Below are 17,057 nucleotides of genomic sequence, written 5' to 3'. Positions count from 1 at the left end.
ACAATATTCAGTTAAATGCCGACGATGAGGCCCAATATCAAGGGCAGAACAAGGAGACCATAAAATGGCAAAACCAATGACCAAGACCCAACTTGTAGCTGCACTCGCAGAGGAAATGGGCTCAGACAAAAAATCCGCAGGCGGCGCACTTGATGCCGTAATCGCGATTATTACACGCGAAGTTTCTGCTGGTGGTTCCGTGACACTTCCAGGCGTTGGCAAAATCTATTGCCGCGAGCGTCCTGAGCGTACAGTTCGCAACCCAGCAACTGGCGAGCAAATTCAAAAAGAAGCCGATAAAGTTGTCAAAATGACAATTGCAAAAGCGCTTAAAGATAGCGTGAACGGCTAAGCTGTTTTAAACGGATGTGCTGCCCTTGTGGCGGCGCAGAAATTGTTTAGGGTCGCCTTTTTGGCGGCCCTTTTCTATTGGCGTCATGAAATTTCCAAAAGGGGACGCAGATGGACTTTCGGTCTTTGTTGATGGGGCTTGTTTTTGCCTTCGCATGGAGTTCCGCCTTTACATCGGCGCGGATCATTGTTGCCGACGCGCCGCCCTTGGCCTCCCTCTCGTTTCGGTTTTTCATCTCGGGAATCTTGGGTGTTTTGATCGCCAGCGCGATGGGGCAAACGTGGCACCTCACCCGCACGCAATGGAAATCGACATTCGTGTTCGGCCTTTGCCAAAACGCGCTTTACCTCGGGCTGTTCTTTATGGCGATGCAACGCATTGAAGCCTCGTTTGCGTCGATCATTGCCTCGACAATGCCGCTTCTTGTGGCCTTCGCAGGTTGGGTATTTCTGTCTGAACGCCTCCCCAAACAGGCGGTGGTGGGTCTCGCCGCGGGCTTTGTCGGCACATTCCTGATTCTCGGAACGCGTTTAAGTGGTGGCGTTGATCTGATCGGAGTCGCCTATTGTATCGTTGGTGTGCTCGGCCTTACGATCGCCACGCTCTCGATGCGCGGCGCGTCATCGGGCGGCAATGTGATGATGATCGTGGGCTTGCAAATGTTTGTCGGAGCGATTGTTTTGGCGATTGCCTCCGTTGTGATTGGCGAAGACATGTCGGTGAATTTCTCGCCTAAACTGATTGCCGCGTTTTCCTATACTGTTCTTGTGCCGGGCCTGATGGCCACGGTCATTTGGTTCAAACTGGTGGATCGCATTGGCATGACCCGCGCGGCTACATTCCACTTTCTCAATCCGTTCCTAGGGGCGGCGGTGGCGGCCGTTATGCTGGGCGAAACTTTGGGCATGTGGGACATCATCGGCGTGGTGATAATTTCTCTTGGCATTCTTGCGGTTCAACTCGCGCGCCAAAAACCAATCTAACGAAGCTTCACAAACGCGCGACCCTTACCGCGCGCGCCTGACAGGGCGTTTGAAACCTGCTAGCTCCGAAATATGGAATTAGTTTTTGGATATCTGGCGGGACTTCTAACGTTGATCAACCCCTGCGTTTTGCCGGTATTGCCGATTGTTCTGGCGACGGCCCTTCAGGCCAGCCCGCGCGGCCCACTGGCCCTTGCTGCGGGCATGTCGCTGACCTTTGTTGTGCTTGGCGTGGCGCTTTCCACCATCGGCCTTGCGGTGGGGATATTGCCAGAGGATGTCGCCCGTATCGGCGCGGTGTTGATGGTGGTCTTTGGCATAGTTCTACTGGTGCCCAAGCTCGGCGATAAATTCAGCCGCGCGACATCCGGCCTTTCACAGAAAGCAGATCAAAACATTGACGGCTTAAATCGCGAGTCGCTTTGGGGACAGTTCTGGGGCGGGGCACTGTTGGGCGCAGTCTGGAGTCCCTGTGTTGGACCCACCTTGGGCGGCGCGATTGCGCTTGCCACCCAAGGAGAGAGCCTCGTTTGGGCCACGCTGATTATGGTGAGTTTTGCCCTCGGAGTCTCGACAGTGATCCTGTTATTGGCCTATGGCGCGCGCGCGACTTTGCTCAAGCGGCAGGCTCTAATGCGCCGAATTGCGGCAAAGTCGCGCGTCATTATGGGGATCACCTTTATCCTCGTGGGCACTGCAATCTACTTTCAACTTCACATCATTCTCGAACGCTGGGCGTTGCAAAACCTTCCTGCGTGGCTCGTTGATTTTTCCGTTTCAATCTAGGAGGTCCCAATGGACAGACGACATTTTCTTGCCTTCACTGCCGCCTTGGCAACGCTTCCCCTAAGCGCCCAAGCGAATTCTGGTTCGGTGGCTTATACGCCCGGATTGGTCGACAAAGCCCTCGCCGAAGGGAAAACTGTTTTCATCGATTTCGCCACGGATTGGTGCACCACCTGCGCGGCGCAGAACCGCGTAATTCAAAAGTTACGAGCGGAAAATCCGGCCTATGATGCGGGTCTATTGTTCGTGTATTTTGATTGGGATCAATATTCAAAAGACGAATTAGCTCGTCGCCTGAAAATTCCACGCCGGTCTGTTTTGGTTGTGCTAAAAGGCGACGCAGAAATTGGCCGCGTCACCCTTGGCACCAGCGAGGAAGAAATCAAAGCTCTGTTGGATGCGGGAATCGCAGCCTAGCCGATCTTCCCTTGGTTCGTGCCGACTTGCCCACGGTGAAGCAAAAAATGGTCCAAAATCACGCAGGCCATCATTGCTTCGCCCACGGGAACGGCGCGAATGCCGACACAGGGGTCGTGGCGGCCTTTGGTGATAATTTCGGTATCTTCGCCTGCTTTAGACACTGTTTTGCGGGTCGTGAGGATCGAGGATGTTGGTTTGACCGCAAAGCGCACCACGATGTCTTGGCCTGTGCTAATCCCGCCCAGAATGCCGCCCGCGTGGTTTGAAGTATATTCCGGTCCGTTCGAACCCATACGAATTTCGTCGGCGTTTTCTTCGCCCGTCAGTACTGCAGCATGCATGCCCTCGCCAATTTCAACGCCTTTTACCGCGTTAATACTCATCATCGCTGCGGCCAAATCAGTGTCTAACTTGGCATAAACCGGCGCGCCGAGGCCTGCGGGCGCGCCCTGCGCCACAACCTCAACAATCGCTCCGACGGAACTTCCAGATTTGCGTAACCCGTCCAAGTAGGCGGCCCAGTCCTTGGCCGATATCGCGTCGGGTGTCCAAAAGGGGTTTTGATCGATTTGATCCCAGTCAAAATTTTCGCGGTCAATGGAATGCGGTCCCATTTGCACCATGAAACCCTTGATCTTGAGGTCGGGTAAAAGCGTAGCAAGAACCGCGCGCGCAATCCCGCCTGCGGATACACGTGCCGCCGTTTCGCGAGCCGAGCTGCGCCCGCCGCCACGATGATCGCGAATGCCGTATTTTTGATAATAGGTAATGTCCGCATGACCGGGGCGGAATTTCTCGACAATATCGCCGTAATCTTTGCTGCGTTGATCGGTGTTTTCGATCATCAATTGAATGGGCGTGCCAGTGGTTTTCCCCTCAAAAACACCCGAGAGAATCCGAACTTCATCTGCTTCGCGCCGCTGGGTCGTGTATTTATTCTGACCGGGTTTGCGCAGGTCGAGCCATTTTTGCAGCATCGCCTCGTTGATTTCTACATTGGGCGGGCAGCCGTCAACCGTCGCCCCAAGGGCGGGTCCGTGGCTTTCACCCCAAGTTGTGACGCGAAAGAGGTGTCCAAAACTGTTCATCGACATATGCGGCTCCTTTGCTCTGATCTGTACATGTCCCCTGCGTTTGGCTCAAGTGGATATGCCTTGCACCCCTGCAATCAGATCAATAGATGTGGTCCTACCTCGGGGGGCCTTAGCGGCTGAGATACGAAAGTGGACCCGTTGAACCTGAACCGATTAAGATCGGCGGAGGGAAGGTCTGGGATTCTCCCCCTTCATCCGCCCGTCGCATGATGGAGAATACGAATGAAATATTCCATGATTGCAGCGGGTATCGTTTTGGCCAGCGCGGCCACGGCGGATACCCAAGAGCTGACAGTTTATACCTACGATAGTTTTGTGTCTGATTGGGGGCCGGGTCCGGCGATCGAGACGGCGTTTGAAGCGCAATGTGAGTGCGATTTGAAGCTCGTGGGCGCGGGCGATGGCGCGGCCCTTTTGGCACGCGTTCGTCTTGAAGGCGTGCGCACAAAAGCTGACATTGTCCTTGGATTAGACACGAATTTGACGGCGGCTGCGGCGGAAACGGGTCTCTTTGCGTTGCACGGGCAAGAGGGCGTCGCGTTTGACTTACCAATCGAGTGGGAAGACACAATGTTCATCCCCTATGATTGGGGCTATTTCGCGTTTATCTATGACAATACAAAGATCTCCACCCCTCCTGCAAACTTTAAAGAGCTGGCAGCAAGCGATCTGAAAATCGTTATCCAAGACCCGCGCAGTTCCACACCGGGCCTTGGTCTTTTGATGTGGGTGAAGGCGGCCTATGGCGATGAAGCCCCCGCCATTTGGGAAGCGCTTTCGGACAATATCATCACCGTGACCAAAGGCTGGTCCGAGGCCTATGGCATGTTCCTTGAGGGCGAAGCCGATATGGTTTTGTCCTATACAACCAGCCCCGCCTATCATTTGATCGCGGAAGAGGACGCCAGCAAAAGTGCCGCGCCTTTTGGAGAGGGGCACTATTTGCAAGTGGAGGTCGCGGCCAAGGTTGCGCATACCGATCACTCCGATTTGGCCGATGAATTTTTGGCGTTTATGGTGAGCGATGCGTTTCAGTCAATCATTCCGACAACCAATTGGATGTACCCCGCGGTGACGCCGGATGACGGTTTGCCTGAGGGGTTTGAAACTTTGACCATCCCAACAGAGGCGCTGCTTTTTGCAGCGGGGGATGCGCAGGCTGAACGGGACGGAGCGCTTGAGGAATGGCGTCTCTCTCTGTCAAAATAAAGCGCCAACGCGGCATAGGGTTCTGGGTGGGGGCGGCGGTGGCTGCTCTCATTCTATTCTTGTGCTTTGGCACCGTTGGCATTGTCGCGTGGCGCGCAGAAGCCGGCAGCACGATTAACGAGGCAGACATTTCCGCTCTGACATTTACGGTCAAACAGGCGCTTCTCTCCGCGTTTTTTAGCGTGATTTTGGCAATCCCCGTAGCGCGGGCGTTGGCGCGGCGGTCGTTCTTTGGGCGGCGGGTGTTGATCACCTTACTTGGCGCGCCTTTCGTGCTTCCAGTTATTGTTGCTGTTCTTGGGTTGTTGGCAGTTTTTGGGCGCTCGGGAATTGTGAGTTGGTTTCTGGGGCAATTCGGAATCGCACCGATACATATTTACGGTTTGCACGGCGTTGTGCTTGCGCATGTGTTCTTTAATCTGCCGCTTGCTGTGCGTCTGATCCTGCAAGGGTGGTTGGCGATCCCGTCGGAACAATTTCGCCTCGCGGCGTCCCTTGGATGTAATGCGCGAGATAGTAGACGACTCCTTGAATATCCAATGCTCGCAGAGGTTGTTCCTGGGGCCTTCGCGATTATCTTCCTCATCTGCACAACGAGTTTCGCGGTCGCGCTTGCTATCGGGGGTGGGCCAAAATCAACGACGCTTGAGCTCGCGATTTATCATGCCTTCCGCTTTGATTTCGACCTGAGCAAAGCCGCGCTTCTGGCGATTTTACAAGTTGTTCTGTCGGGCTGCGCGGCTCTCTTGGCTTGGCGTTTGGCGCGGGCTGCATCTGTGGGCGGGGGATTTGATCGCGTGGTGAATCACTATGCGACAGGGGGGGCGCATGTGGGGGATAGTGTCTGGCTTTTGTTGACATCTCTCTTTTTGGGGCTGCCGCTGGCGATGATTGTGATTGACGGGGTGCCACGGATTTTTTCGCTGCCGCTTTCGGTGTGGCAGGCTGCTGGGCGTTCTCTTTTGGTGTCGATGGCGACCACGGGTCTGACCGTTTTGTTTGGGCTTTCTTTGGCGTTTTGGGTGACGCGTTTGCGGGGGAGGGCGCGTGGCTTGGGGGAGGCTATTGGCTATCTGACGGTCGCGGTTTCGCCACTGGTTATGGGGGCGGGATTGTTCATTGTGATCTTTGAATTTGCGAGTCCGCAGGAGTGGGCGTTGCCGATTACGGCACTGGTGAATTCGATCGTTGCGTTGCCGTTTGCGATGCGGGTTTTCTTGCCTGCGGTCGAGGCCTGTGACGCGCGATTTGGGGCTTTGGCACAGAGTCTTGACCTCAAGGGATTTGCACGTTTTCGTTTGCTGGAAGCGCCGCGTTTGGCGCGTCCGATTGGCTTTGTCGCAGGGCTGGCCGCAGCGCTTTCGATGGGGGATTTGGGCGTTGTCGCGCTGTTTGCGGACCCTGCGCGCGCCACATTGCCGTTGGCACTTTATGATTTGATGGGGGCCTACCGAATGGCCGATGCGGCGGGGGCTGCGCTGTTGTTGATGCTACTTTCACTGGGTGTTTTTTATCTGTTTGACCGAGGAGGGCGCACCGATGCTCCGCTTTGACAATGTGACCCTAATGCAGGGAAATTTCGTCCTAAAGGCCGATTTTGAGATCGAAAATGGCGATCATGTTGCGGTGATCGGGCCTTCTGGTGCGGGGAAGTCGACGCTAATTTCTGCGGTCGCTGGTTTCCTTGCGCCAACGACGGGAAAGATCTTTTGGCAGGGGCAGGATTTGGCCTCATTAGGGCCGGGTGCGCGGCCCATGAGTATCTTGTTTCAGGACAACAACCTGTTTCCGCATCTCTCCGTTGCCCAGAACGTGGGGCTTGGGCTTCGGCCCGATTTGCGGCTGTCCAAGGAAGAGGGTGCGCGAGTTGTAGAGGCGTTGGAACAAGTAGGGTTGGAGGCGAAAGCCGAGAGCAAACCGGCGGAACTTTCGGGGGGGCAAATGGCGCGTGTGGCGATCGCGCGGATGGTGCTGCGGGCCCGTCCCTTGATGCTTTTGGATGAGCCGTTTTCGGCGCTTGGACCCGCGCTTAAACGCGAGATGTTGCAGCTTGTGAGTGACGTTGCCAACGACACGGGCGCGACGCTTTTGATGATCACCCACGACCCCGAAGATGCCCGCCGGATCGCGCAGAAAACGGTGCTGGTGGCGGGGGGCAATGCGTTGCCACCGATGGACACGCAGGACGCATTGGATAATCCGCCCGCGGAGCTTGCTGCCTATCTTGGGGTCTAGATTTTAAAAAAAGCGCCCTTCGAAAAGGACGCTTTTTAAACTTTTTAAACTTTGAAACAGCCTAGTGCTTGCGTTTGTGCGGCGCCCAAATCTTTTTGTTAACCAGATATAGCAGCACGGACAGAAGCAAAAGCATCAGCACGGCGACGAAGCCAGCCTGCTTGCGGGCCATCATTTTTGGCTCTGCTGTCCACATCAAGAAGGCCGCAACATCTTCGGCTTCGTGGTGGATTTCGTTGCTGTGACCGTCGTCGAAATCAACATCTTCTCCGGCAAGGGGCGGCGCCATAGCGATCCAGCCACCAGGGAAGGCGGTGTTTTCGTAGAACGTCGATCCGGCTTCTTCTTTTTCTTCACCTGTGTAGCTGGTGAGGAGAGCGGCGATGTATTCTGGTCCGCCGATGCCTTGAATAAGCTGGTTGATCCCTGTGCCATATGGACCGTGGAACGCGGCGCGTTTTTTGGCCATGAGCGAGAGATCAGGGGCGTTTTCAAGACCCGAAGCGGGGAAGTGATCGGAGGGTTTGGCTTCGCGGAAGTCATCCAACTCAGGGTCGAACACTTCGAACTGAGAGGAATAGGCGCGAACTTGGTCTTCGGGAAGTTCAGGTCCGCCTGCGTCCCCTAGGGTGCGCAAAGGGACATATTGCAAGCCGTGGCAGGCCGAACAAACTTCAGTGTAAACCTTGAGGCCCCGTTGAAGTTGGTTTTGGTCATATTTGCCAAAGGGCCCTTCGAAGGAGAAATCCGCATCATGGATGCTGGCTTCGTCGCCCGACGCGAAAGCCGAGCCTGCTGTCAAAATGACAGCAGTCAGGGCGGAAAGGGTGAGTTTCTTGATCATTGTTCTCTGATCCTTTCTCACTTCGCCGCGGATGCGTCGGACGCATCTTTGGGATAGTGGGCGTTGAAATCGTCTTCGATGGTATCCGGTGTTGGCAACGGTTTCTCGATCACGCCAAGGAGCGGCAAGATGATCAGGAAGTATGCGAACCAGTAGGTAGCACCGATGAGCGAGATCCAGTCGTGTGGGAACTCAGTATCGCGGGCACCAACCCACATCAGGACCATGAAGTCGAGCGCGAGGAGGGCGAACCACCACTTGAACATCGGGCGATATTTGCCGGAGCGCACGCTGGATGTATCGAGCCAAGGGGCCAGAGCCATCACAAAAATCGCGCCGAACATTGCGATAACACCAAAGAACTTCGCGTCAACAATGCCGCCTGTGAGGGCAGAGGTCAGTTGAACAGCCCAAACATCCGCCGTGAAGGCCCGCAGGATCGCGTAGAAGGGCAGGTAGTACCATTCAGGAACGATGTGCGCAGGTGTCACAAGGGGGTTTGCAGGGATGTAGTTGTCAGGGTGGCCGAGGTAGTTTGGCATGAACCCAACAACCGCAAAGAACACAGTAAGGACAACGGCGAGAGCAAAGAAGTCTTTGATCACGAAGTAGGGCCAGAAGGGAAGCGTATCTGCTTCAGCTTCTTTTTTGGAACCGCGACGAACTTCAACACCGGTCGGGTTGTTGTTGCCAGTCGTGTGGAACGCCCAAATGTGAACGATGACAAGGCCAGCAATCACGAAGGGGAGCAAGAAGTGTAGCGAGAAGAAGCGGTTCAGCGTTGCATTGTCAACCGCAGGCCCGCCAAGGAGCCATGTTTGCAAGGCTTCGCCCACGAAGGGGATCGCACCAAACAGGCCGGTGATAACCGTCGCACCCCAGAAGGACATTTGGCCCCAAGGAAGAACGTAGCCAAGGAAACCCGTCGCCATCATCATCAGATAGATGAGCATGCCGATGATCCATGTGATCTCGCGTGGGGATTTGTATGAACCGTAGTAAAGGCCACGGAAGATATGCAAATACACAGCGATAAAGAAGAGCGACGCGCCGTTTGCGTGGATGTAACGCAGCATATGGCCGCCGTTCACGTTGCGCATGATGTGCTCAACGCTTGAGAAAGCGAGGTCAACGTGGGGCGTGTAGTGCATTGCCAAAATGATGCCGGTGATGATTTGCAGCACCAGACAGAAGGCCAAAACGATGCCCCAGATCCACATCCAGTTTAGATTTTTGGGTGTAGGGATCATGATGGTGCCGTAAAGCAAGCCAACGATTGGTAGACGTTCGTCTAGCCATTTTTCAAAGCCCGTCTTGGGCTCGTAATGATCGTGCGGAATTCCTGACATTACGTTTTCCCTATCCGAGTTGAATTGTTGTTTCGTCTATAAAACCAGCGACTGGAACCGGAAGGTTCTCGGGGGCTGGACCTTTGCGGATGCGACCGGCTGTATCGTAGTGGCTGCCGTGACATGGGCAGAACCAGCCGTCAAAATCGCCTGCGCCGTCGCCCAAAGGCACACAGCCAAGGTGCGTACAAACGCCCATCATCACGAGCCATGCGCCGGCTTCGTCCAAGGTGCGGTTCGCGTCATCTGCGTTATTCAGATCCGAGAGGGGGCCGACATCAAGGATGTTGGCGTTGCGTGCGTGGTGATCCACAAGATCGGCCGTATCGCCTGCACGCCCTTCTTCGATTTCAGTCTCGGTACGGTGACGGATGAAAACGGGCTTACCGCGCCATTTTACTGTCAGCTGCGTACCAACTTCGACCTCTGAAATATCAACACGAATTGAGGCTAGGGCTTGGACATCTGCGCTGGGATTCATCTGATTGACTAGCGGCCAGACGGCGGCACCAGTCGCAACTGCTGCTGTACCTGCTGTCGCATAGTACAGGAAATCCCGGCGTGTGCCTTCGTGATCTTCTGCGTGGGACACGAGTATCTCTCCATTTTTTAGCTTAGGTAGCTAGAAACGTTCGTCGCCCGCATATGCGCGGGAGGCTTAAAACGGTGTTTAGCGGCCCAATTCGTTCCCGTCTAGCGGTCAATCTGGCGCAGATTGAGAGATAAATGTGGATTGTGGGGTTTTCGCCGCGAAAATCGTACCTATTTAGGGGGAATCGTTGCCGTCATTGAGTCGCGTGCAGCGAATCCGGCGTACCAATCGTCCAGAAGGGGGGCCGATTGACGCCATCCTCGGTCGTCGTGGCGAAAATCGACATAGCCAAGCGCACAGGCGACAGCGATCTGCCCCATTGAGATTGGACCTTCGAGGTTTGCAATCCACCGCGCCTCAAGGGCGGCAATGGCGTTTGCGATTTTGTGCCACTGGGCCTCGATATAGTCGTGGAATTGTTTGTCGACGGGGCGGAGGCGCGTTTCATAGACCATCAAAATGGCTGCGTCCAAAATTCCGTCTGCGGTGGCCTCAAGGGTCAAAATATCCCAACGCGAATTGTCGTTGCCATAAAGGCCGCTCTTGGCGCGGGCATCCAGATACTGACAAATCACACGGCTATCGTACAGGGTTGCGCCGTCTGGCCGTGCAAGGGCGGGGACTTTGCTGAGCGGATTTTGCGCGGCGTATCCTTTGGCCGGGGCGAGGGGCGTTCCATGCGTCGGGACCAGCTGCACGTCATTAAGTCGCCCAGTTTCATGCAGCAGGACCATAACTTTGCGAACGTAGGGCGAGGTCGGACTATAAAAAAGTTCCATGTAAAATTCCTTTGAATATTAGTCGTTGGAGCCGAGCATCAGCGCCGCAAGGGTATTGGTTTCATGCCCCAAGTTATGGGCCTTGGTCATTTTTGCCGCCGCGTGTCGCGCATCAGTGGGTTTATTTTGCCCGAGTTTCCATGTCCCGTCGATGTTTTCGATGGTCATTCGGCAGGGGACAATCATTCGCATCATCTTTTCAAGGGGTTCGGGCGACATTTTATCTGCCTTCCACGGCGTTTTGGGGAGCAGGCGGGCTTCGTTTGCAGCGGAGAGGCGATCAAGGTGGGCGCGTAGCTCTGTCGCTTCTAACTTTTCGAGTGTGCCACGCAGGTGGACGGATATATAGTTCCACGTGGGAACTTGTTCGTCGATCTCGTACCAATCGGGGGAGATGTAACTGTCTGGTCCCGCGACGGAAACCACAGCCTGTGCGGGATTAGAAAGCGCGCGGGCGATGGGATTGGAGCGCACCAGATGCATCTCGACGGTTTTACCATCGTCGGAAACTAAAAACGGGATATGCGCCAATAAGGGGCCGTCTTCGCCATTGATCGCAAGGGTGCCAAACCCGCGCTCACGGGCGAACCCGAGGTTTTGCTCAAGGCTGGCGTCGTGGAAAATGGGATTCGGGTGCATTCTGCGTCCTTTGTCGATTTTGGGCCAGTGTCACCTCAAAATACAGTCGGTCGCAAGTTGGATTTACGCAGAGCCGGTTTATGGGAAGTCGATACCCGCCGTATCTGGCATCCAAACGGGGTGTTTCACCATAATATGGGCAAAGCGGGGCGAGGCCAGAAATGTTTCTAGCCAGCGGATCAAATCGGGCCAAGGCTGTGCGTCAAACCACGCGCGATCCACATTGGCGAATTGGCGCACGAAGGTGACAATGCCCATGTCGGCGAGTGTCGGGTGGTCGCCCAGAAGATATGGGGACTGGGTCAATCGCGTGTTTAGGTCCTGCAGGAACAGCGCGGCTTTTGTGCGCTCTTCGGTGGAATCAACGCCCTCATAGCGGGTCGCGTATTTGTAGCGATCCAGCGCGGTTTTGAAGGGGCCGTCGGAGCGCTCAATCAGGGCGAGGGCCTCCGCTTTGCCGTCGAGCCAGCCCTCGGGATCGTCTTGCGACAAGGCCCAGATCATAATGTCGAGGCTCTCGTCGACCACGCCGTTTGGCAGAATCAAAACCGGCACCGTCCCTTTGGGGGAGGCCTCAAGCATCGCCTCGGGCTTGTCGCGCAACAGGATTTCGCGGAGCTCGCAAGGGATTTGTGCCGAGGCAAGGGCGAGACGGGCGCGCATGGCATAGGGGCAGCGGCGAAAGGAATAGAGGAGGGGTTTCATGCGGTGAGTTGATTTCCCGCCACGCCAAAGATTGTCGCCTGAACGATTTGACCCTCGATTTGCGGGGTGTCAAAATGCACTTCGGTGAATTGCTCGGTGCGACCCATATGGGGGTTTTCAAGCAAAATGGAATGCGTTTTCCCGATTTGCGCCGCGAGATGCAGGGCAACCCGTTCGTCGCCAGCCTTGCGAAGACGCGCGGCGCGGGATTTGATTGCATTGCCATTCACGGCGGGCATTCGCGCGGCGGGGGTGCCTTCGCGGGCAGAATAGGGGAAGACGTGGAGCCACGTTAGATCGCAGTCCGTCACCATTTTAAGGGAGTTAGCAAACATCTCCTCGGTCTCGGTGGGGAAGCCCGCGATGATATCGGCGCCGAAGGTCATTTCCGGCCGCAGACGTTTGGCTTCTTCGCAAAAGGCAATCGCATCGTCGCGCAGATGGCGGCGCTTCATGCGTTTGAGAATCATGTCGTCGCCCGCCTGCAAGCTGAGGTGCAGATGCGGCATCAGGCGCGGTTCTGTCGCTATGGCCTGCATGAGGTTGTCATCCACTTCGATGGAATCAATCGAGCTGATCCGAAGGCGCGGCAGGTCGGGGATCAATTTCAGAATCCGCATCACCAAATCACCAAGTTTCAGCGTGGCGGGAAGATCGGCGCCCCAACTGGTAAGGTCAACGCCCGTAAGCACCACCTCGTTGTAGCCCTTTTGCACGAGGCGTTTGATTTGGTCGATCACAACACCTGCAGGCACCGAGCGCGAATTTCCGCGACCATAGGGGATGATGCAGAAGGTGCAGCGATGATCACAGCCGTTTTGGACCTGAACATAGGCGCGGCTGCGGGTGCCGAATCCGTCGATCAAATGGCCCGCGGTTTCGGTGACGGCCATGATGTCGTTGACCTGTACGGATTCGGTTTGGCCGATAAAATCGGGGGCCATCGACGCCCATGTCTCGGCCTGCATTTTTTCGGTATTGCCGATCACGATGTCGACTTCGGGCATGGCGGTAAAGGTGGCGGGTTCGGTTTGCGCCGCACAACCCGTCACGATCAATTTCGCATCAGGGTTTTCGCGGCGTAGCTTGCGGATTTCTTGGCGTGCCTTGCGCACTGCTTCCGCCGTAACTGCACAGGTGTTAATGATGACCGCGTTTTGCACGCCTGCGGCCTCAGAGAGTTCCTTCATCGCCTCGGTTTCATAGGCGTTGAGGCGACAGCCAAGGGTGGTGAATTTTGGCGTGATGAAATTTGGGATACTCATTTGACAGTTTCCAAAAACGAGCGGTTTAGGCTGGCGTCAAAGACATGCATGGTCGCGCCCGTCATCCAGACACCATCGTCGCGCCAGTCAATTTGGAGTTCGCCACCGTCGAGCACAACATCTACGCGTCGCCCCGTAAGTCCACGCCGGGCGGCGGCGACCGCACTCGCGCAGCTGCTTGAGCCAGACGCCATCGTGATGCCCACGCCACGTTCCCAGACCCGCATACGAATGCGATCAGGTGCAAGAAGCGAGATGAACTGCACGTTGGTACGCTCGGGGAAAAGGGGGTGGTGCTCAAACTTCGCGCCGAGAGTTTCCAGATCAATGGCGTCCGCGTCCTCAACGATAAAGGTGCAATGTGGATTGCCCATGCCCGTGGCGGTGGGATTGCCGTCAATGGGGAGGCTTAATGTGTCGATATTTTCCGCGATCGGCACGTCGTTCCAGTTTAGGAGTGGCGCGCCCATGTTGATCCGCGTGAGGCCATTGCCCGCGTCTTCGCCGATAAGCACACCGCGCTCGGTGCGCAGAGTCACGTTTGAGGCACCAGATTCGGCCATCAAATGTCGGGCAATACACCGCGTGGCATTCCCGCAGGCCCCTGCAGTGGACCCATCAGCGTTATAAAACACCAACTCAACGTCCGAATCCTTGCTGTCGAGGATTTCAGCCAATTGATCGAATCCCACACCAAGGTGCCGATGCCCCAGTGCACGCGCCAAAGCAGGCGTCACAACAGGTGCGCGCCCACGAGAATCGATCACCACGAAATCATTGCCCAGCCCGTGCATTTTCATGAAAGGAAGGGAATCCATTGGAAAAGCCTGTGTCATAAGGGCGATATAGACCCCCTGAAAAAGATTTACCAGCAATCCGACGGAAAAGTGTGAAAAGAGGCTTGACCCCAGCGCTCCACAAACTTAGAGAAGCCCGACAAGTGTGGGCCGGTAGCTCAGTTGGTAGAGCAACTGACTTTTAATCAGTAGGTCTCGGGTTCGGATCCCGACCGGCTCACCAAATATTTCAATGGGTTAGCAGTTTTCTGCTAATCCATTTTTTGTTTGTGACAACCACCTAGCAATCGCCCTGCATAGAAAAGCGTAGATTATAGTGGTACTCTGAGTGCGAGTCGTGTGGACTAATTTCTAATTTAAACAGGCACTTGCAGTGAGATGATTGTAGAGCCCCAAGAGTATTTTCGGTGCGGGGCAAGATTATTTGCAGCAAGTGATTTTCTGCCCAAACCTGACCTTGGTGTATTGCGCAACTAACGGCAGGTCTGGGCCCATTGCGGAAGTGCCAAAATCTTGCTGCGAGCGCTTGCGGAACGACAAATGCCGCAGGAGCATAAATTTCAGCGGACGTTGCCTCGACGGCTAATGTGTTCGTGCACATGCTCTTCAACTGACACGAATTGGCAGTTGAGGTATACTAGGTCGGTGTGGTCAACCAAATCTAGGAGATAAGAGATGACCCAACACACAATTGAAACAGTCACCTTCAAGCTGAATGATGGCGTAACCCGTGAAGCATTTGCCAAAGCGGCAAAAGCCATAACCGACTTTGCCCGCAAACAAGAGGGCTTTGTTTCGCGCCGATTGTCCTGCAGCGATGATGGGCTTTGGATCGAACATGTGGAATGGGAAACGCTTGAAGCGGCCCAAGCCGCAGGGGCTCAAATTGGGAACGAGCCAAGCCTAGAGGCCTGTATGAAAGCGATCGACGGGCCAAGCGTTGTCTTGCATCATACCACCTTGGAAATCAGCGTGAATTAGGGGCGAATATGCGTCGGAGCGACCGTCTTTCGGAGATCATCGAGATTGTTCAAGATGGTCGCTTGCACTTGGCCCGCGATATTGCCGAGCGTTTGGAAGTCTCGGTGCGCACCATCTATCGGGATTTTGATACGCTTGTTGCGTCAGGCATCCCGATAGATGGTGAGCGCGGCGTTGGATATATGTTGCGCGAACCTGTGTTTCTTCCGCCGATGAACCTTTCGTTGGCAGAATTGGAAGCTCTACACTTGGGTATGGCCATTGTAGCAGAAGCTGCTGACACAGAATTGCAATCGGCAGCGGCATCTCTAACCAAGAAAATTGACAAAGTAGCTACGGCTAACGGCACAGTCCCTAAACGTTGGGGATTTGGCGTCTATCCGTTTGTGCAAGCCAAGATTGGCTTTGAACATATGCCACGAATTCGCGCGGCTATCCGCAACAAAGAAAAGCTGAAAATAGCCTATCTGTCCTTAGAAAACCATGCCTCTACCCGCGTGGTTTGGCCGTTGCAAAACGCCTATTGGGGACGGGTTTGGACCATGACTTGCTGGTGCGAAAAGCGAGGTGATTTTAGATCGTTTAGGATTGACTGCTTAACCAGTTGTAACCTGACCGGTGCCAATTTTGACGACGAACGGGAGCAGCTATTGGAAGAATACCTTGAAAAAATAAACGCTGAAATGGAGCAGAATGTCGAAAGACATTAACGGGAGGCCAGAAAATTGGGGACCCGTTGCTGCACTGCGGAGACGCCGCGACTGGTCGTACTCGGCACTTCAAAGGCTTGTCGCCCCTCAAGTGTTCCTATATTGTTCCTAGTGAAGAATTACGTTTTTGAACTTGGAGAATTTTACGATGATCGAAGGAAGTTGTTGCTGTGGAGCAGTTAGATTTGAACTGTTGAATGCCCCGTCAATGGTTGGCACCTGTCACTGCTCAAGATGTCGCAAGGTCGGCGCAAGCACTATAGCATTCGTTAAAAAAGGGGACCTAAAATGGGTCGAAGGTCGGGAACACGTTCAACTTTTTGAACCGGCGGCCCCTTATATTTACGGCCGCTGTTTCTGTAGAATCTGCGGAAGCTCACTTGGCGAGATTTTGTCCGAAGAAGATAGCTTCCCCATCGCGGCCAATGCTCTTGATGGAGACCTCAGACTGAAGAACCAATTCCATGAATTTGTTGGCGAAAAGCCATCATGGTATGAAATCTGCGATGATGCGGCACAGAATGATGGACATCCGGAAACCTCATGATTTTCATGTGAAGGTCAAAGTTCCCTGAGGCCGAGTCTGAGACAAAAGATCATTGCGATTTGCGGTGAAAAAATCGCCAAGAAGGGCGAGATGGTGGGCCTGTCATTCTATGCATTCTTCGCCAATAAGAATGATACCACTGCGCAGTCCTCCATTGCGGACATTGATCCTTTGGCGCGGCATTTATGAGGTACTAATGTTTGCTATACGGGACGAAGGAGACATTGAAATTTTGAGCCAAGGGCTGAGACTATACGAATGAAGGTTGAGGCCCCAAATACAACCAAATTGAGGGGCAAGAATGAACCACACTATCATTCAAATTGGACTGAGTTTGGGTTTTATTTCGACTTGGGTTGGTTTTGTCTGCCTATTTCTATCTGTGATCCTGCCCAATTTGACTTTGCTAAAAATCATTCTGTACACTACTCGCAAAGGATGACCCGCATGAACGATGATATCCTTCGGGCAGTCAAGTCACGCATCTGGCGCGCAGGGCAACTAATGATAGCGATTGGCTCAACGGTGCTCATTTTTGCAAGCATCTTTTGGCTTGCCTTGCGTATTATTGAAACTCAAGGAATGTCTGTCTAGCGCATTTTTTTTCTTAGTCGTAGTGAACACTTTGGGCGGCGATCTCAACCGGTCGACGCAACACACTCTGCGAACTTCTCTGCTGGCGTTTGATATTGCAAGGTCTTGCGAGGGCGTTCGTTGAGTTGCCTTGCGATTGCACTGAGCTTTGCTTGGGAATGGACCGATAAGTCGGT

The 17,057-nt window shown here is 54.5% G+C and carries 21 protein-coding genes, 1 tRNA gene, 1 pseudogene and 1 riboswitch; of the genes and pseudogenes, 13 read left to right on the top strand and 10 right to left on the bottom strand.

Annotated elements, in window-relative coordinates; all coding sequences use genetic code 11:
* Window positions 1-64: 64 nt before the first annotated feature.
* The 4 genes from AB9F29_RS11405 (at window position 65) to AB9F29_RS11390 (ending at window position 2,538) form a co-directional block, all read left to right on the top strand.
* Entirely contained in the window at window positions 65-352 is a 288-nt protein-coding gene (locus tag AB9F29_RS11405) for an HU family DNA-binding protein (RefSeq protein ID WP_039003236.1), read from the top strand.
* A 110-nt stretch (window positions 353-462) separates the two neighbouring features.
* On the top strand, window positions 463-1,335 hold the full coding sequence (locus tag AB9F29_RS11400; protein WP_369755775.1) for a DMT family transporter: 873 nt from the start codon (window positions 463-465) through the stop codon (window positions 1,333-1,335).
* A gap of 72 nt (window positions 1,336-1,407) precedes the next feature.
* A complete protein-coding gene (locus tag AB9F29_RS11395) occupies window positions 1,408-2,121 on the top strand; it encodes a cytochrome c biogenesis CcdA family protein (protein WP_369755774.1) in 714 nt (237 codons plus the stop codon).
* A gap of 9 nt (window positions 2,122-2,130) precedes the next feature.
* Complete coding sequence (locus AB9F29_RS11390; protein WP_369755773.1) at window positions 2,131-2,538, top strand: thioredoxin family protein; 408 nt, start codon at window positions 2,131-2,133, stop codon at window positions 2,536-2,538.
* On the opposite strand, the gene aroC is transcribed toward AB9F29_RS11390, so the two are convergent.
* Entirely contained in the window at window positions 2,535-3,635 is a 1,101-nt protein-coding gene (gene aroC, locus AB9F29_RS11385; protein ID WP_369755772.1) for a chorismate synthase, read from the bottom strand. The genes AB9F29_RS11390 and aroC overlap by 4 nt on opposite strands.
* 90 nt (window positions 3,636-3,725) lie before the next feature.
* Window positions 3,726-3,823: riboswitch (TPP riboswitch) on the top strand.
* Between the two features lie 34 nt (window positions 3,824-3,857).
* On the opposite strand from aroC, the gene thiB reads away from it, so the two are divergent.
* Genes thiB through AB9F29_RS11370 form a run of 3 tightly spaced genes read left to right on the top strand, consistent with a single transcriptional unit; the run spans window position 3,858 to window position 7,079 of the window.
* The gene (thiB, locus tag AB9F29_RS11380; protein WP_369755771.1) at window positions 3,858-4,844 is read left to right on the top strand and encodes a thiamine ABC transporter substrate binding subunit; all 987 of its coding nucleotides are present in this window, start codon (window positions 3,858-3,860) and stop codon (window positions 4,842-4,844) included.
* The gene (locus tag AB9F29_RS11375; protein WP_369755770.1) at window positions 4,820-6,397 is read left to right on the top strand and encodes a thiamine/thiamine pyrophosphate ABC transporter permease ThiP; all 1,578 of its coding nucleotides are present in this window, start codon (window positions 4,820-4,822) and stop codon (window positions 6,395-6,397) included. The genes thiB and AB9F29_RS11375 overlap by 25 nt, the downstream gene beginning before the upstream one ends.
* Window positions 6,384-7,079, top strand: a complete 696-nt coding sequence (locus tag AB9F29_RS11370; RefSeq protein ID WP_369755769.1) for an ATP-binding cassette domain-containing protein — start codon at window positions 6,384-6,386, stop codon at window positions 7,077-7,079. Before AB9F29_RS11375 ends, AB9F29_RS11370 begins: the two co-directional genes overlap by 14 nt.
* Before the next feature lie 61 nt (window positions 7,080-7,140).
* On the opposite strand, the gene AB9F29_RS11365 is transcribed toward AB9F29_RS11370, so the two are convergent.
* The 8 genes from AB9F29_RS11365 to dapF all read right to left on the bottom strand — a co-directional run bounded on the left by AB9F29_RS11365 (window position 7,141) and on the right by dapF (window position 14,088).
* Window positions 7,141-7,923 (bottom strand): cytochrome c1, encoded by a 783-nt coding sequence (locus AB9F29_RS11365; protein ID WP_369755768.1) that lies wholly within the window; start codon window positions 7,921-7,923, stop codon window positions 7,141-7,143.
* A 17-nt stretch (window positions 7,924-7,940) separates the two neighbouring features.
* Window positions 7,941-9,272 (bottom strand): cytochrome b, encoded by a 1,332-nt coding sequence (gene petB, locus AB9F29_RS11360; RefSeq protein WP_369755767.1) that lies wholly within the window; start codon window positions 9,270-9,272, stop codon window positions 7,941-7,943.
* Between the two features lie 10 nt (window positions 9,273-9,282).
* Window positions 9,283-9,864 (bottom strand): ubiquinol-cytochrome c reductase iron-sulfur subunit, encoded by a 582-nt coding sequence (gene petA, locus AB9F29_RS11355; protein ID WP_369755766.1) that lies wholly within the window; start codon window positions 9,862-9,864, stop codon window positions 9,283-9,285.
* A 170-nt stretch (window positions 9,865-10,034) separates the two neighbouring features.
* The gene (locus AB9F29_RS11350; RefSeq protein WP_369755765.1) at window positions 10,035-10,643 is read right to left on the bottom strand and encodes a glutathione S-transferase; all 609 of its coding nucleotides are present in this window, start codon (window positions 10,641-10,643) and stop codon (window positions 10,035-10,037) included.
* Between the two features lie 18 nt (window positions 10,644-10,661).
* On the bottom strand, window positions 10,662-11,282 hold the full coding sequence (locus tag AB9F29_RS11345; RefSeq protein ID WP_369755764.1) for an FMN-binding negative transcriptional regulator: 621 nt from the start codon (window positions 11,280-11,282) through the stop codon (window positions 10,662-10,664).
* 78 nt (window positions 11,283-11,360) lie between these two features.
* Window positions 11,361-11,987 carry a glutathione S-transferase gene (locus AB9F29_RS11340; RefSeq protein ID WP_369755763.1) on the bottom strand — a complete coding sequence of 209 codons (627 nt, stop codon included), beginning with the start codon at window positions 11,985-11,987 and terminating at the stop codon, window positions 11,361-11,363.
* The gene (gene mtaB / locus AB9F29_RS11335) at window positions 11,984-13,252 is read right to left on the bottom strand and encodes a tRNA (N(6)-L-threonylcarbamoyladenosine(37)-C(2))-methylthiotransferase MtaB (RefSeq protein ID WP_369755762.1); all 1,269 of its coding nucleotides are present in this window, start codon (window positions 13,250-13,252) and stop codon (window positions 11,984-11,986) included. Before mtaB ends, AB9F29_RS11340 begins: the two co-directional genes overlap by 4 nt.
* Window positions 13,249-14,088, bottom strand: coding sequence for a diaminopimelate epimerase (dapF, locus tag AB9F29_RS11330; RefSeq protein ID WP_369755761.1), 840 nt, complete (start codon window positions 14,086-14,088; stop codon window positions 13,249-13,251). Before dapF ends, mtaB begins: the two co-directional genes overlap by 4 nt.
* Before the next feature lie 108 nt (window positions 14,089-14,196).
* Between dapF and AB9F29_RS11325 the strand changes: the two genes are divergently transcribed.
* From AB9F29_RS11325 to AB9F29_RS11300, 6 genes are all read left to right on the top strand, one after another.
* A tRNA-Lys gene (locus AB9F29_RS11325) sits at window positions 14,197-14,272 on the top strand.
* Between the two features lie 452 nt (window positions 14,273-14,724).
* On the top strand, window positions 14,725-15,030 hold the full coding sequence (locus AB9F29_RS11320) for a hypothetical protein (protein WP_335586154.1): 306 nt from the start codon (window positions 14,725-14,727) through the stop codon (window positions 15,028-15,030).
* Between the two features lie 8 nt (window positions 15,031-15,038).
* On the top strand, window positions 15,039-15,740 hold the full coding sequence (locus AB9F29_RS11315) for a helix-turn-helix transcriptional regulator (protein ID WP_369755760.1): 702 nt from the start codon (window positions 15,039-15,041) through the stop codon (window positions 15,738-15,740).
* Window positions 15,741-15,888: 148 nt separating this feature from the next.
* The gene (locus AB9F29_RS11310) at window positions 15,889-16,287 is read left to right on the top strand and encodes a GFA family protein (RefSeq protein ID WP_369755759.1); all 399 of its coding nucleotides are present in this window, start codon (window positions 15,889-15,891) and stop codon (window positions 16,285-16,287) included.
* A 24-nt stretch (window positions 16,288-16,311) separates the two neighbouring features.
* The gene (locus AB9F29_RS11305) at window positions 16,312-16,476 is read left to right on the top strand and encodes a DUF6500 family protein (RefSeq protein ID WP_369755869.1); all 165 of its coding nucleotides are present in this window, start codon (window positions 16,312-16,314) and stop codon (window positions 16,474-16,476) included.
* 258 nt (window positions 16,477-16,734) lie between these two features.
* On the top strand, window positions 16,735-16,881 hold the full coding sequence (locus AB9F29_RS11300; RefSeq protein ID WP_369755758.1) for a hypothetical protein: 147 nt from the start codon (window positions 16,735-16,737) through the stop codon (window positions 16,879-16,881).
* A 44-nt stretch (window positions 16,882-16,925) separates the two neighbouring features.
* On the opposite strand, the pseudogene AB9F29_RS11295 reads toward AB9F29_RS11300, so the two are convergent.
* Window positions 16,926-17,057 (bottom strand): annotated as a pseudogene (locus AB9F29_RS11295) (IS30 family transposase); the annotation flags it as partial.

This window comes from Falsihalocynthiibacter sp. S25ZX9 (genome assembly GCF_041205405.1).
Classification (GTDB): domain Bacteria; phylum Pseudomonadota; class Alphaproteobacteria; order Rhodobacterales; family Rhodobacteraceae; genus Falsihalocynthiibacter; species Falsihalocynthiibacter arcticus.
Note: the sequence above shows the minus strand (reverse complement) of the source record. Positions and strands in the feature narration are given on the sequence as shown.

What these genes read in the sequence shown, in the direction of transcription:
- AB9F29_RS11390 (WP_369755773.1), top strand. Translation starts at nt 2,131, where the DNA reads ATGGACAGACGACATTTTCTTGCCTTCACTGCCGCCTTGGCAACGCTT.
- AB9F29_RS11395 (WP_369755774.1), top strand. Translation starts at nt 1,408, where the DNA reads ATGGAATTAGTTTTTGGATATCTGGCGGGACTTCTAACGTTGATCAAC.
- AB9F29_RS11300 (WP_369755758.1), top strand. Translation starts at nt 16,735, where the DNA reads ATGAACGATGATATCCTTCGGGCAGTCAAGTCACGCATCTGGCGCGCA.
- thiB (WP_369755771.1), top strand. Translation starts at nt 3,858, where the DNA reads ATGAAATATTCCATGATTGCAGCGGGTATCGTTTTGGCCAGCGCGGCC.
- AB9F29_RS11365 (WP_369755768.1), bottom strand. Translation starts at nt 7,923, where the DNA reads ATGATCAAGAAACTCACCCTTTCCGCCCTGACTGCTGTCATTTTGACA.
- aroC (WP_369755772.1), bottom strand. Translation starts at nt 3,635, where the DNA reads ATGTCGATGAACAGTTTTGGACACCTCTTTCGCGTCACAACTTGGGGT.
- AB9F29_RS11350 (WP_369755765.1), bottom strand. Translation starts at nt 10,643, where the DNA reads ATGGAACTTTTTTATAGTCCGACCTCGCCCTACGTTCGCAAAGTTATG.
- AB9F29_RS11375 (WP_369755770.1), top strand. Translation starts at nt 4,820, where the DNA reads ATGGCGTCTCTCTCTGTCAAAATAAAGCGCCAACGCGGCATAGGGTTC.
- AB9F29_RS11310 (WP_369755759.1), top strand. Translation starts at nt 15,889, where the DNA reads ATGATCGAAGGAAGTTGTTGCTGTGGAGCAGTTAGATTTGAACTGTTG.
- AB9F29_RS11315 (WP_369755760.1), top strand. Translation starts at nt 15,039, where the DNA reads ATGCGTCGGAGCGACCGTCTTTCGGAGATCATCGAGATTGTTCAAGAT.
- AB9F29_RS11405 (WP_039003236.1), top strand. Translation starts at nt 65, where the DNA reads ATGGCAAAACCAATGACCAAGACCCAACTTGTAGCTGCACTCGCAGAG.
- dapF (WP_369755761.1), bottom strand. Translation starts at nt 14,088, where the DNA reads ATGACACAGGCTTTTCCAATGGATTCCCTTCCTTTCATGAAAATGCAC.
- AB9F29_RS11400 (WP_369755775.1), top strand. Translation starts at nt 463, where the DNA reads ATGGACTTTCGGTCTTTGTTGATGGGGCTTGTTTTTGCCTTCGCATGG.
- petB (WP_369755767.1), bottom strand. Translation starts at nt 9,272, where the DNA reads ATGTCAGGAATTCCGCACGATCATTACGAGCCCAAGACGGGCTTTGAA.
- AB9F29_RS11370 (WP_369755769.1), top strand. Translation starts at nt 6,384, where the DNA reads ATGCTCCGCTTTGACAATGTGACCCTAATGCAGGGAAATTTCGTCCTA.
- AB9F29_RS11340 (WP_369755763.1), bottom strand. Translation starts at nt 11,987, where the DNA reads ATGAAACCCCTCCTCTATTCCTTTCGCCGCTGCCCCTATGCCATGCGC.
- AB9F29_RS11320 (WP_335586154.1), top strand. Translation starts at nt 14,725, where the DNA reads ATGACCCAACACACAATTGAAACAGTCACCTTCAAGCTGAATGATGGC.
- AB9F29_RS11345 (WP_369755764.1), bottom strand. Translation starts at nt 11,282, where the DNA reads ATGCACCCGAATCCCATTTTCCACGACGCCAGCCTTGAGCAAAACCTC.
- mtaB (WP_369755762.1), bottom strand. Translation starts at nt 13,252, where the DNA reads ATGAGTATCCCAAATTTCATCACGCCAAAATTCACCACCCTTGGCTGT.